General features: G+C 36.5%; 18 protein-coding genes. 12 read left to right on the top strand and 6 right to left on the bottom strand.

Annotation, left to right across the window (positions count from 1 at the left end; all coding sequences use genetic code 11):
- Positions 1 to 4: 4 nt before the first annotated feature.
- From rplD to rpsL, 6 genes are all read right to left on the bottom strand, one after another.
- Positions 5 to 634 carry a 50S ribosomal protein L4 gene (gene rplD, locus CGC57_RS09135; RefSeq protein WP_002679296.1) on the bottom strand — a complete coding sequence of 210 codons (630 nt, stop codon included), beginning with the start codon at positions 632 to 634 and terminating at the stop codon, positions 5 to 7.
- Positions 634 to 1251, bottom strand: coding sequence for a 50S ribosomal protein L3 (gene rplC / locus CGC57_RS09130; RefSeq protein ID WP_002675012.1), 618 nt, complete (start codon positions 1249 to 1251; stop codon positions 634 to 636). Before rplC ends, rplD begins: the two co-directional genes overlap by 1 nt.
- 182 nt (positions 1252 to 1433) lie before the next feature.
- Positions 1434 to 1745 (bottom strand): 30S ribosomal protein S10, encoded by a 312-nt coding sequence (rpsJ, locus tag CGC57_RS09125; RefSeq protein WP_002679460.1) that lies wholly within the window; start codon positions 1743 to 1745, stop codon positions 1434 to 1436.
- Positions 1746 to 1757: 12 nt separating this feature from the next.
- Positions 1758 to 3878: an elongation factor G gene (gene fusA, locus CGC57_RS09120; protein WP_002679399.1), complete on the bottom strand. Its 2121-nt coding sequence runs from the start codon at positions 3876 to 3878 to the stop codon at positions 1758 to 1760.
- Between the two features lie 8 nt (positions 3879 to 3886).
- On the bottom strand, positions 3887 to 4363 hold the full coding sequence (gene rpsG, locus CGC57_RS09115) for a 30S ribosomal protein S7 (RefSeq protein ID WP_002679527.1): 477 nt from the start codon (positions 4361 to 4363) through the stop codon (positions 3887 to 3889).
- Between the two features lie 32 nt (positions 4364 to 4395).
- The gene (gene rpsL, locus CGC57_RS09110) at positions 4396 to 4809 is read right to left on the bottom strand and encodes a 30S ribosomal protein S12 (RefSeq protein ID WP_002679283.1); all 414 of its coding nucleotides are present in this window, start codon (positions 4807 to 4809) and stop codon (positions 4396 to 4398) included.
- A gap of 570 nt (positions 4810 to 5379) precedes the next feature.
- Here rpsL and CGC57_RS09105 point away from each other — a divergent pair.
- The 12 genes from CGC57_RS09105 to CGC57_RS09050 all read left to right on the top strand — a co-directional run bounded on the left by CGC57_RS09105 (position 5380) and on the right by CGC57_RS09050 (position 13119).
- Complete coding sequence (locus tag CGC57_RS09105) at positions 5380 to 6531, top strand: hypothetical protein (protein WP_095898889.1); 1152 nt, start codon at positions 5380 to 5382, stop codon at positions 6529 to 6531.
- A 13-nt stretch (positions 6532 to 6544) separates the two neighbouring features.
- Positions 6545 to 6745, top strand: coding sequence for a helix-turn-helix transcriptional regulator (locus tag CGC57_RS09100; RefSeq protein WP_095899495.1), 201 nt, complete (start codon positions 6545 to 6547; stop codon positions 6743 to 6745).
- Positions 6746 to 6856: 111 nt separating this feature from the next.
- Positions 6857 to 7516: a transmembrane-type terpene cyclase gene (locus CGC57_RS09095; protein WP_095898888.1), complete on the top strand. Its 660-nt coding sequence runs from the start codon at positions 6857 to 6859 to the stop codon at positions 7514 to 7516.
- 13 nt (positions 7517 to 7529) lie between these two features.
- Positions 7530 to 8027, top strand: coding sequence for a hypothetical protein (locus CGC57_RS09090; RefSeq protein ID WP_095899494.1), 498 nt, complete (start codon positions 7530 to 7532; stop codon positions 8025 to 8027).
- An 8-nt stretch (positions 8028 to 8035) separates the two neighbouring features.
- Complete coding sequence (locus CGC57_RS09085) at positions 8036 to 9229, top strand: hypothetical protein (RefSeq protein ID WP_095899493.1); 1194 nt, start codon at positions 8036 to 8038, stop codon at positions 9227 to 9229.
- Positions 9230 to 9248: 19 nt separating this feature from the next.
- On the top strand, positions 9249 to 9821 hold the full coding sequence (locus CGC57_RS09080) for a Crp/Fnr family transcriptional regulator (protein WP_095898887.1): 573 nt from the start codon (positions 9249 to 9251) through the stop codon (positions 9819 to 9821).
- A 73-nt stretch (positions 9822 to 9894) separates the two neighbouring features.
- The gene (locus CGC57_RS09075) at positions 9895 to 10638 is read left to right on the top strand and encodes a helix-turn-helix domain-containing protein (RefSeq protein WP_009733817.1); all 744 of its coding nucleotides are present in this window, start codon (positions 9895 to 9897) and stop codon (positions 10636 to 10638) included.
- A gap of 29 nt (positions 10639 to 10667) precedes the next feature.
- Positions 10668 to 11093, top strand: a complete 426-nt coding sequence (locus tag CGC57_RS09070; RefSeq protein WP_002666885.1) for a VOC family protein — start codon at positions 10668 to 10670, stop codon at positions 11091 to 11093.
- The gene (locus CGC57_RS09065; RefSeq protein ID WP_002679424.1) at positions 11093 to 11446 is read left to right on the top strand and encodes an MmcQ/YjbR family DNA-binding protein; all 354 of its coding nucleotides are present in this window, start codon (positions 11093 to 11095) and stop codon (positions 11444 to 11446) included. The genes CGC57_RS09070 and CGC57_RS09065 overlap by 1 nt, the downstream gene beginning before the upstream one ends.
- A 167-nt stretch (positions 11447 to 11613) precedes the next feature.
- Positions 11614 to 12084, top strand: a complete 471-nt coding sequence (locus CGC57_RS09060; protein ID WP_095898886.1) for a DinB family protein — start codon at positions 11614 to 11616, stop codon at positions 12082 to 12084.
- Positions 12085 to 12089: 5 nt separating this feature from the next.
- A complete protein-coding gene (locus CGC57_RS09055) occupies positions 12090 to 12446 on the top strand; it encodes a TfoX/Sxy family protein (RefSeq protein ID WP_095898885.1) in 357 nt (118 codons plus the stop codon).
- 13 nt (positions 12447 to 12459) lie between these two features.
- Positions 12460 to 13119 (top strand): DUF2461 domain-containing protein, encoded by a 660-nt coding sequence (locus CGC57_RS09050; protein ID WP_095898884.1) that lies wholly within the window; start codon positions 12460 to 12462, stop codon positions 13117 to 13119.
- Positions 13120 to 13281: the final 162 nt, after the last annotated feature.

Below are 13281 nucleotides of genomic sequence, written 5' to 3'. Positions count from 1 at the left end.
CTTCTTATTTTGTTAAAATTGACTCTAAAACTGCTACTGAGCTCTCAGTAAGTACTACATTTGAAGCGTTCACCAATTGATAAGTGTTTAATTCTGAAGCAGTTACTACGCTTGAAGTAGGTACATTACGAGAGGACAAATATACGTTATTATTTGTATTTGGCAACACAAAAATTGATTTTTTATTTTCTAAGCCCAAAGATTTTACAACAGCTGTGAAATCTTTAGTTTTTGGAGCGTCGAAATTTAAATCTTCAACTACAACGAGGGCTTGGTTTTGCACTTTAGCGCTGAGGGCAGAACGGCGAGCCAAGCGTTTTACGTTTTTAGTAAGTTTTTGTGTATAGTCTTTAGGACGAGGACCGAATATGCGTCCGCCACCCACAAATACAGGAGATTTTACGCTACCTGCACGAGCTGTACCAGTACCTTTTTGTTTTTTGATTTTGCGAGTACTTCCAGCCACTTCGTTTCTTTCTTTAGCCTTGTGAGTACCTTGACGTTTGTTAGCTAAATAGCGTTTAACATCTAAGTATACTACGTGATTGTTAGGCTCGATACCGAACACAGCATCAGAAAGGGTTACCTTTCTACCTGTTTCTTTTCCTTGTATGTTTAATACTGCTACTTCCATTATTTGTGAATAGTTACGTAAGCATTTTTGTGACCTGGAATACAACCTTTTACTACTAAAAGATTTTTCTCAGCAACCACTTTCAATACTTTCAAGTTTTGTACTGTTACCTTTTCAGCTCCCATACGTCCAGCCATACGCATACCTTTGAATACGCGAGAAGGGTAAGACGAAGCACCTACTGAACCTGGTGCTCTTAGGCGGTTGTGCTGACCGTGAGTAGTTTGGCCTACTCCGCCAAAACCGTGGCGACGTACCACCCCTTGGAAACCTTTACCTTTAGAAACGCCTGTGATATCCACAAACTCTCCTTCGGTGAAGAAATCTACGGTGATAGTATCACCTAATTTGTAATTGTCTTCAAAACCTTGGAATTCAACAACTTTTTTCTTTACAGAAGTACCTGCTTTTTTGAAGTGACCAAGCTCTGCTTTGGTAGCACGTTTTTCTGCTTTGTCATCGAAACCAAGTTGAAGAGCATCATAGCCATCAACCTCTTTGGTTCTGACTTGGGTAACTACGCAAGGACCTGCTTCGATGATGGTACAAGGAATATTTTTTCCGTTCTCATCAAAAATGCTGGTCATTCCTACTTTTTTTCCGATTAACCCAGACATAAAATTAAATATTAAATTAGTTATTAGTTTTTTATTTAGGAGTTAGGGGGCAGGTGTAAGGTATCAGGGAATGATACCTATAAATGTTTCAGGGTCAAAAAATGCCCGAGGCTTTTTAACCCTGAATCATTTTTATCCGTTTTTCCCTAACCCGCAGTTTCGGGACATTTTAGTAAAGTTACTTAAACTTTGATATCTACGTCTACACCGCTTGGTAATTCCAATTTCATCAAAGCATCGATAGTTTTAGATGAAGAGCTGTAGATGTCGAGAAGACGTTTGTGAGAGCTCAATTGGAATTGCTCACGAGCTTTTTTGTTTACGTGAGGAGAGCGCAATACAGTAAATATTTTTTTGTGGGTAGGTAGAGGAATAGGTCCTACTACTACAGCACCGGCTGCTTTTACTGTTTTTACGATTTTCTCAGCAGATTTATCTACCAAGTTGTGGTCGTAAGATTTTAACTTTATTCTTATTTTTTGTTGATTACTCATTTGCTTAATAATTTAGTTGCCTTTGGCTTTTTTAATTACTTCGTCTGCAATGTTAGATGGAGCTTCGGCGTAGTGAGAGAACTCCATTGTAGAAGTTGCACGACCAGATGAAAGGGTTCTAAGGGTAGTTACATAACCGAACATTTCGGATAGAGGCACGAATGCTTTTACTACTTTAGCACCATTACGGTCGCTCATATCGTTTACTTGACCACGGCGGCGGTTCAAGTCGCCTACGATATCACCCATATTTTCTTCTGGAGTAATAACTTCCAATTTCATAATAGGCTCCATCAATACGGCTTTTGCGGCACGAGCAGCTTCTTTGTAACCTAATTTGGCAGCCAACTCGAATGACAATGAATCTGAATCGACAGGGTGGAATGAACCATCGATAAGGGTAATTTTCATTGCGTCCATTTCGAATCCAGCTAAAGGTCCGTTTTTCATTGCTTCTTTGAAACCTTTTTCTACTGATGGCACATATTCTTTAGGGATGTTACCACCTTTGATTTCGTTTACAAATTCGAGACCTACTTTACCTTCTTCAGCTGGTTCCATACGGAATACGATGTCAGCAAACTTACCACGACCACCTGTTTGTTTTTTGTAGACTTCGCGGTGATCTGCTTTACCAGTGATAGCCTCTTTGTATTCAACTTGAGGTTCACCTTGGTTTACTTCCACTTTGAACTCACGTTTGAGACGATCGACAATGATATCCAAGTGTAACTCACCCATACCAGAGATGATAGTTTGACCAGAGGCTTGGTCGGTTTTTACTTGGAAGGTAGGGTCTTCTTCAGCGAGTTTAGCTAAAGCCATACCTAATTTATCAACGTCGGCTTTTGTTTTAGGTTCTACAGCGATACCGATTACTGGATCGGGGAATACCATACTTTCGAGAACGATAGGGTATTTTTCATCGCAAAGAGTATCACCTGTTTTGATATCTTTAAAACCTACAGCAGCACCTATATCACCAGCTTCGATGTATTCGATAGGATTTTGTTTATTAGCGTGCATTTGGTAGATACGAGAGATACGTTCTTTGCTGTTTGAACGGGTGTTCAACACGTAAGAACCTGCATCGAGGTGACCAGAATAAGCACGGAAGAATGCTAAACGACCTACATAAGGGTCGGTTGCGATTTTGAATGCCAAGGCTGAGAAAGGAGCATCAACAGCTGGTTTGCGGAGTGCTACTTCACCGGTATCGGGGTTAGTACCTTCGATAGCTTCTTTATCAAGTGGTGAAGGCAAGTAACGGCAAACAGCGTCGAGCATAAATTGTACTCCTTTGTTTTTGAATGATGAACCACATACCATAGGGATGATAGCCATATCCATTACGGCAGCGCGCAATGCTTTGTGGATTTCTTCCTCGGTGATAGAATGTTCATCTTCCATAAATTTTTCAAGAAGACCTTCGTCATAACCAGCTACTTCTTCGATCAATTGGGCACGGTATTTGGCTACATCTTCTTTCATATCTGCAGGGATTTCAACAACGTCGAAAGTAGAACCTGAGTTTTCTTCGTGCCATACGATGGCGCGGTTTTTAATCAAATCTACAACGCCTTTGAAATCAGCTTCGTCACCGATAGGCAATACGATAGGCACAGCGTTAGATTTGAGCATATCTTTTACTTGGTTGCAAACATTGAGGAAGTTAGCACCTTGACGGTCCATTTTATTAACGAAGCCTATACGAGGTACTTTGTAGTTATCAGCCAAGCGCCAGTTAGTTTCAGATTGAGGTTCCACACCGTCTACGGCAGAGAAGAGGAATACTAATCCGTCGAGTACACGGAGAGAGCGGTTTACCTCAACGGTAAAATCCACGTGGCCGGGAGTATCGATAATATTGAAGTGATACTCTTTAGCGTCGGCAGTAGGTTTACCATTTTCGGTAGGGAAGTTCCATTTACAAGTGGTTGCAGCAGATTGGATAGTGATACCGCGTTCAGCTTCTTGTTCCATCCAGTCCATAGTAGATGCACCATCGTGAACTTCACCGATTTTGTGAGTTTTACCGGTATAGAAAAGTATACGTTCGGTAGTGGTGGTTTTACCAGCATCGATGTGAGCGGCAATACCTATGTTTCTTGTATATTTTAAATCTCTACTCATCGTGTTAATTAGAATCTAAAGTGTGAGAATGCTTTGTTAGCTTCAGCCATACGGTGCGTATCCATTTTTTTCTTCACGGCAGCACCTTCTTCTTTAGAGGCAGCGATAATTTCAGCAGCCAATTTCTGAGCCATAGATTTCTCGTTACGTTTACGAGCGTACCCGATGAGCCATTTCATAGCCATAGAGACTTTACGGTCTGGGCGAATTTGCATAGGGATTTGGAAGGTAGCACCCCCTACACGGCGAGAGCGAACTTCTACGTGAGGCATTACGTTGCTAAGAGCGTCTTTCCAAACTTCTAATGCCGACTTTTCGTCGTTATTTTTCTTTTGTTCTACGATATCGATAGCGTCGTAGAATACTTTAAAAGCCACTGATTTTTTACCGTCCCACATAAGGTTATTCACGAAGCGCGTAACCAATTGGTCGTTGAACTTAGGATCCGGTAAAAGTGGGCGTTTTTTAGCCTGTCTTTTTCTCATTTCTTTTCAGTTAAAAGATTTTGTGTGTTAAATTACTTTTTCTTACCTTTAGCTGGTGCGGCAGCGGCTTGTCCTGGTTTAGGGCGTTTAGCACCGTATTTAGAGCGACGTTGCGTTCTACCGGCAACACCGGCAGTATCAAGTGCACCACGCACGATGTGATATCTAACACCTGGTAAATCTTTTACCCTTCCGCCTCGTACCAATACTATCGAGTGCTCTTGGAGGTTGTGACCTTCACCTGGGATGTAAGCGTTCACCTCATTGCCATTAGTTAAACGAACACGAGCTACTTTACGCATAGCAGAGTTCGGTTTTTTAGGCGTAGTGGTGTACACACGTGTACATACACCGCGGCGTTGTGGGCACGAATCCAAAGCAACCGATTTACTCTTCTTGGTAATTCTGGTTCTTCCTTTTCGTACTAATTGTGAAATTGTTGGCATAATTTACAATACTATATATTTATTTATTTGTTTACTTGAGTTGAGCCTTAAGTCGTAAGCCACTGGCTTTAAGGGATTGGACTTAATTATCCAAAGCGGGTGCAAAAGTACGATTATTTTTTAAAACTGCAAAACTATCTGAAAGATAAGAGGTAAGAGGGATTAGGGGTTAGATGTTAGGGGTTAGGAAGTAATAGCCAGTCATTGTGTTTGATTATCAATACCTTATATTAAAATTCTTTGTAGAAGTGATTATATTATAAGGAGTTATATATTTTTAATTTTGTTACAAATATCACAAAAAAGTTATTTTTTTAGGTAAGAGATAAGAGATAAGAAAGTGTAAGGTGTTTAAAATGTTTTGTTTGTAAGAGCGTTTGCAAAAGGGCGTTTACAGCACATACTCAGCTATCGCTGACTTTCCTACATAACATACTATAAAAGTGATTGATTATCACACCTCCACGAATTTTCACCTAATGGTGAATTACGAATCTATTTGTATTTATTATTAGAAAGTATTACCTTTGCTTTTATTTCTTTATTATTACCCTAAATACAGATAAACAAATGCCAAAAACTTACGGAAAATTTACACTGTCTCTCATAGGAAAGGACAGTCACAAGGTGAATATTACCCTAGGACAAGGACGCTTTACTATAGCCCCTAAGACCTTGGGAAAGAAAGCAGATGCTTATGTAGATGCTGACACCCCTATACAATGGGAGGTTTTCAACGATTTTAAAGTGCCCGCAGGAGGCAACTGGCCTCGTGTGATGGACTATGTGGGGAATGATACCCGCTTTATAAAATGGACAGAACAGCGCGAAATGGAGAGCTTTGACTGGACTCTAATGGCTCCTGCAACAGTAGATTTCTCTAAAGCAAAGATTGAATATTTATCGGTAGACAATAATGATTATCCTCTTCATATTAAGCTCGGTAACAAGTGGCTGAAGGGGCTTAGTTTGGAAGGAAATCCGCATAAGATAATGCTTGAAGTGGCAGTTCCTTTGAAGAGTATCTCGTTTGATATCAGTACTGAAAAGAAGAACAATACCCCTGTGTTCTTGCCTAAATTTGAAGCGCTAAAAGACATTACTACTATTAATATAAGCACACCAGTAGGGGGACAACCGTTTGACTGCGGGAGCTTGTTACAGTTCAAAAAACTCAAGACAGTGAGATTGGATGGAAATATGTGTAATATGGAAGCTTTGGGTAAATTAAACCTTAGCGGTATTGAGGTGCGTTATTGCCCTGATATGAGTGGATTACCCCCTTTGAGTACTTGGGCAGACTTCAGCTATTGTATTTTCTGGAATGTGGAAGAGGTAAGAGGTAAGGTACTGAGAAAAGAACTGAAAGAATTGGAGAAAACGCGAGAGTTGAGTGAATATGCTTCAGTCTCTAACTTGCACCCTAAGAGTTGGTTTGCTACAGAGTTCAACATTCCTTTTGCTTCGTGGGAAGGCAAGAATGGTAGAGAGGCAATGAAAGCCTATAAGGAAACCCTAAAAGCATTAAAAAAAGCTAAAGACGAAAAAGAAGTTAGAAGCTTATTAGAGGGGCTTATCGCTGTTATCAATGGGTTACCCAATATAGAAACCACTGAGCGAGAGGACACCTACGAAGCTGTATGTCAGCTAGCAGAAGTAGCGCCTTTTGCTATTGAGGAAGAGAAAATAACGCAGTGGTTTGACGAGGTGAGAGAATTTTAATTAACCATTGAGAATTCGTATTCCTTCTTTTGTAAAGGAAAGACGCAAACAGTTACGCCTTACACAGCCTGAATTGGCAATGCGAGCGGGCGTTGGGTTGCGCTTTGTACGCGAATTGGAGCAGGGTAAAAAAACCTTGCGTTTAGATAAAGTAAATCAAGTATTGGCTCTCTTCGGTGCCGAAGTAGGGGTCGTAAGTATTATTGAGGAATGAAACAAGTAGTAAGCATTACCTACTTGGCAACAGTGGATTGAGCGTAGTTTTCTTTCTGATTTTTCAACACAATATTATTACTCATTCTTTAACGTTTTGAATAACTTCATCATGAATACAACATTATTTTTAGTAGCCCTTAGTGGTATTTGTTGGACAGTGGTCTATGTAGATGCTATCCGAATAGGTTTTAGAAATAAAACTTATGCTATTCCTTTTTGGGCATTAGCTTTAAACTTTGCTTGGGAATTGCTTTGCACTATAATTGGTTATCAAGAAATTGGAATTAATGACCAAATGATTGCTAATATTGTATGGTTATTTTGTGATGCCTTTATACTCATTACTTATTTCAAATATGGAAAATTATACTGCCCTATAGTTGTTCAAAAATACTTTTATTTGAATGGAATTGTGATATTGTTTATTTCATTTGTAGTACAATATGCCTTTATCAGAGAATTTGGTTTAATAATGGGAAGTAGTTATTCTGCCTTTTTACAAAATCTATTAATGTCTATACTATTTATTGGTTGGGCATTAGACAATAATAGAATTTCTTCCCAGTCTATACTTATAGGCATATCTAAATGTATAGGTACATTAGCTCCCACTATATTATTTGGAATGATAGGCAGTGAACGTCTTGGAGGAGCTAATACCTTTTTATTATACATAGGATTGATAATTTTTGCGTTAGATATAGTGTATATTACTTGTATATTACTTACAAAAAGGAATACAAAATCCCGTACAATTGAAACCTATTAAAATCTTTCTTAATATGTCATATAACTTTGACGAACTCGACACCCTTACTAATCGCCTTATAGACGAGGAAATAGGAACGTATGACCTGCCTTATTATATAGAACCACTGCTTGAAGGTGCTACTCTTATAGATCTGCTCAAAGCTTATTTAAATGATGCCATTACCCATAAAAATGCCAGCCGTATAGAGTGTACTATCATTCTTGCAGGAGCATTGGGTGAGGATAAAAAGCTGTTGCCCCAGTACGAAAGCTTGCTTTTGGAAGATTGGCATCACAGTCACGAAGATCTTGTGGATATCATTGAATCTTATGGTAATGCCTCGAATGTTGCTACTTTACAGAAGGCTTTCAATCTCTACTTACCTTATATGGAGTATAACCATCATTATTCTTTTCACCGCAAGCTACTCTACGCCATCTTAAAGTTAGTCCCTCAGCAATTTACCCAAATACGCAAGGCTGTACAAGGCAAACTTTGTGGTACATTGAAAAAGGAATCGTTTAAATGATAATTAAAATGATTAGAAAAATAATTTATCTTTTCTTCTTTATAGGAATACTTGTCTCTTGTGATTTTATTAATAATCAAAGTAGTAGCAACCAAAACAAACAAGAGGAAGAATTAGATTGTGAAGGGATTATTTCAAAAATTGTACAATCAAGTTCTTTAGATTGGAAACATTACCCCAAAGCTTTCACAAGAATAGATCGCATTTCGGGAGATAGTATATTCATCAAAGTGTTTTTTGATATGGATATTACTGATGAGAATGAACCTAATACCAAACAAGTGGTTGAAAACACTATTGCTTGGTTATTGCTTTGTGTGAAGGAAAAAAAACTATACAATATAACTTATGATATAGAAAATCCTATTATTCTAACTTTCGACGAAAATTTACTTACTGCAGATAACATTCGAAAAATATGTAAGGAGAGTAATGAAAATAAAATCATATCGGAATCTGAAAGTAGTAACCATATCAAGGTAAAGAAAAATTTAGTAGATAAAAGATATGAGGGAAAATGGGAATGTTTTAAATATATTAAAGATGCTGGAAATGACAATGAAAAATTCAGTGAGAACTATGCTAAGCAATTTTCTCATTTTGCCCAATTTTCACTCAAAAAAGACTCTTTAATACTTTCTAACCAATGTGCTAAATACGTTTTTCAGTATAAATACCCCACAAAATTAAAAAAGGATAATGAGGAGGATAGTTACATAATATTTTTAAAACCTAAACAAGATAGTATTAGTTTTATCAAAGAGATTGATGATGATTTGCTGTGTGATAATATCTTTAATACATTGTGTCTCAATGATAGTACTATTATTTTCCGTGACCGAGGGTACTTCTTCTATTTTAAAAAGAAATACAAAGATGATTCTGCAAGTAAAAACTTCCATATAGAAGGAATTCCAGGTGATGACAGAAATTATTGGAAAGTAGAAAAAGAATATAATTTTAGCAACCTCCAAGAGGCATACAATTGCTTTTTAACTGATTTTCCTTATGCTTCAGAAAACTTATTGAATAAAATACCTCTAAAAAGTTTTTATGATAATAAACACTATATAAGTTACACAATACAGAAAAACAGTGTTATTATAGAAAAAGAAGTGCCCTTAGGAATTGTTTCAATCAGCTTAAAAAAGAAGAATAATGTATGTATTTTGTCTTATGAAATAAAGTATCCAGAGGAGTAATAAAATATGAAGAACAACAATGATACATAACTTATTTCAAAACATCTACAAACACCCTCTGATAGGGGCGCAAGAACTGCAACAAATACAAAAAGCCCATCAGCCTATTGTTTTTCGTAAAGGTGATTTTATCTTGCGCAAGGACGAAATAGCTCGTGGTTATCTCATCTTGCAGAGGGGAGTTGCTCGCGCCTTTGTGTATGACTATGAAGGGAATGATATCACTACCGACTTCTTTTGTGAAGGTGAAATTATCGTGCAAGAACTCTCTCTTTTTAAGCATTTGCCTTCAGCCGAAAATATCCAAGCCCTTACCGATTGTGAGGGCTGGCATATAGATTATGACCATTTTCAAGAACTCTATCACAGTTTAAAAGGATATTCGGAATGGGGGCGACTCTTTATGACAGAGAAATTGTTTGAGGCAAAGAAACGATCGCTTGAAATGATTACACTCCCTGCCAAAGAGCGCTATATGCAGTTTATTAAGGAAAAACCCAGTGCTATAAAGTACGCTCCCTTAAAACATATAGCCACTTATTTAGGCATCACAGATACTTCGCTAAGCAGAATACGAAAGGAGGTTTGTTGAGAAAATCTTGTCGTTTTAAAAATTACCAGTAGAGGCTTTCCGCTAATTTTGTACCCTGATTGAATTATAAAAAATGAAATACAGAGAAATAAAACCCATTGGGTTCTTGACGAACTTTATTCAAAGTTTTTGGGAATATGAAACCTTTAGTACAGAATTTGAACATACGATTATTCCAGATGGATACTTCGACCTTATTGTAGGATTTGAAAACAATTCATTTAAACAAATAAAACTAACTGGAGTTTGGATAATGCCTATTAATGTAGTGATACCGAAATCAACTAAACTTTTTGGCATTCGGTTCAAACTTTTGGCAGCTGAATATATATTTCAGCGAGAAATAAAATCTATTCTGAACACAAACATAATTTTACACGATACATTCTGGAATATATCAAGTTATCAAACCAATGACTTTGAAATATTTGTTTCAGAAATCTCGAATTATTTGGAAAATTCAATCAAACATTTTAAGGAAATAGACAACAGAAAACTCAAACTTTTTGAATTAGTTTACCAAAGGCAAAATTTATCTGTTGAAGAACTTTCAAAAAGTGTGTTTTGGAGCAGCCGACAGATAAATCGGTATTTTAATCAGATGTTTGGGTTTTCATTGAAGCTATTTTTAAACATTGTTCGCTGTAATGCTTCATATAAAGACATCTCGAAAGGAATTCTTTATCCAAGTGAAAACTATTTTGACCAAGCTCATTTCATTAAAGAAATAAAAAAATATACGGAAAAAACACCGAGAGAGTTGTCAAAAAACGAGAATGTCCGATTTTTACAATTAGCAACCAAGCGCAACGAGTAATTTTGCATTTTAAATTTAAAAGATTTATTATGAAGATTACAAAACTTACCCCAAATTTTGAAGTAACGGATGTGAAAAAATCGGTTGCTTATTATGAAAAAAACTTCGGGTTCAAATTGATTATGACTGTTCCTGCAACTCAAGACGGAATTGAACAAAGTTTTACCGAAGGTAAAGAATATGTTTATGCTATGATGCAAAAAGATAATGTTGAAATTTTCTTTCAACGTACCGATACATTTAAGGAAGATGTTGTTTTTGCAACAGGTTTGCCAATCGGAGCTTCCGTTTCTTTTTATATGGATATTGAGGGAATAGACGAATTTCATCAACAAATGAAAGCGAAAAAGTTAGAAATAACCGAATTAAAAACAACTTGGTACGGAATGAAGGAGTTTTACCTAAAAGACATTAATGGATACATTCTCGGATTTGCCGAAAAAGCTGAACAATAATGAATATTGAAGAATTGAGAAATTTTTGTTTATCATTAAAAGGCGCAGAAGAATCTATGCCTTTTGACGATAAAACGCTTGTGTTTTCCGTAAAAGGGAAAATGTTTTGTGCCACCGACATAAATACTTATGAGTTTGTTAATTTAAAATGTGATCCTGATAAAGCTATTCAGTTACGAGAACAATATAACGAAGTAATTGAAGGATATTATATGAATAAGAAACATTGGAACAGTGTAAAAACCAAAGGGAAAATTACTGACAAACAGTTTCAAGAATGGATAAAAGATTCGTATGATTTAGTTGTATTAGCTCTTCCAAAGAAAATACAAAAAGAACTCAACGATGAATAAAAACGCCATATAACAGGCGTTTGGTTATTTTTGGACAACCCAACAGCCGAAGATGATTTCTGGGGATAAACATTCATCATTGAAAACTTAAAAATCTTGTCTTATGGCAAGATTTTTTTTGTTTGAAGGCAGTACTTTTGCCCCCGATTTCTAAAAAACATTTAAAAATGACAAAAACAAAACACTTTGATTTTCTTTTATCCATTCGCAAAAACCTATTGACTTACTTAGATAATCTTACTCCTGAACAATTAGGTTATATCCCAACAGGTTTTTCTAATAATATCTTTTGGAATATAGCACATTGTATTGCTGTACAGCAATTCTTATGTTATCAGCTCAGTGGAAATAAACTGCTAATCAGCACTGATTTTTTAGAGAAATACAATCGTGGTACCTTTCCTCAAAAGATTACACCTTCAAAGGAAGAAATCTACCAAGTAAAGGAATTGTTACTCAGTACGGCAAATCAATTACAAGAAGATTATCAAGGAAGGCTATTCAATGAGTTCCCAACGGTTAAGGTAGGTTTATTTTCTATTGATACTATAGAAGAAGCTATGTATGTAAACAATATGCACGAATCGAGACATCTGGGAACTATAGTAGCTTTAAACTATTTTAGTTCAAAAATCTAATAAATATGGCTTATAGTATAACACTTGCGAATAGAGTTCGCGAATATTTGGCAAAAATTCCTCATATTACAGTGGAAGAAAAAGCGATGTTTGGCGGTTTGGCTTTCTTGGTGAATAACAAGATGTGCATCAATATAGGAGAGGATACCTTAATGTGTAGGTTTGACCCTGAGCAGACAGAAGAAATTGCTGAAAGGCAGGGCTTCTCGCCAGTGGTAATGAGAGGCAAAGAACTCTCTGGCTATTGCTATGTAGACCCTACGGGATACAACCAAAAAAAAGACTTTGATTTTTGGTTAGAACTCTGTTTAGAGTTCAACAGCAAAGCAAAGAGTTCTAAGAAAAAGAATAAAAACAACTAATTTTCAATAATATATGTTTGATTTCCTTACAGAACTTGCAGAAAACAACAATAAAGAATGGTTTGATGCTCATAAAGCTCGATACGAATCCGCTAAATTGGAAGCCACTACACTTTTTAAGCATATTTATTCTATACTTACTGAGAATGACACTTTGGCTTCACTAAAAATATATCGCATTCATCGCGATTTGCGTTTTTCTAATGACAAAACACCTTACAAAACACACTTTGGATGTTATATACAGCGCAAAGAACCCTACTATCTCGGTGGGTATTATGTATGTATCAGTCCGCAAGAGACTTTTATAGGGGGTGGTTTTTTTGAACCCAATAAAGATGAATTATTACGTATCCGTCAGGAGATATCATTTAACGCTGAGAAATTTAGGGCAGTAATGAAGAATGAGGGCATACAAAAAGAATTTGGCGGACAATTATGGGGAGAAGAACTCAAAACAGTCCCTAAAAGTTTTCAGAAAGACGATCCAATGATAGACTATCTGCGTAAAAAACAGTTTCTTCTCAAGCACGATTACTCTTTAGAAGAAGCTAAAGCAACTAACTTTACTGAGAAAGCAATTCAAGGATTATTAGCTATGCGTCCCTTTTTTGACTTTATGACCGAAGCTCTCACTACAAATCTCAATGGAGAACAGCAGTTTTACAGATAAGTTTGGCATTGGCTGGATGTTTTTATGCTAATATTTTAAAAACTAAAAAATCCTCGTGCGGTGATACCTCACGGGGATTTTTTATTACTTATCAATTAGCCACCAATCATCATAAATTATATATCACAAAATTTATTTGTAAAAAAAAATATGATTCGAAAT

Origin of the sequence: Capnocytophaga sputigena (assembly GCF_002302495.1) — a bacterium.
GTDB lineage: Bacteria > Bacteroidota > Bacteroidia > Flavobacteriales > Flavobacteriaceae > Capnocytophaga > Capnocytophaga sputigena.
Note: the sequence above shows the minus strand (reverse complement) of the source record. Positions and strands in the feature narration are given on the sequence as shown.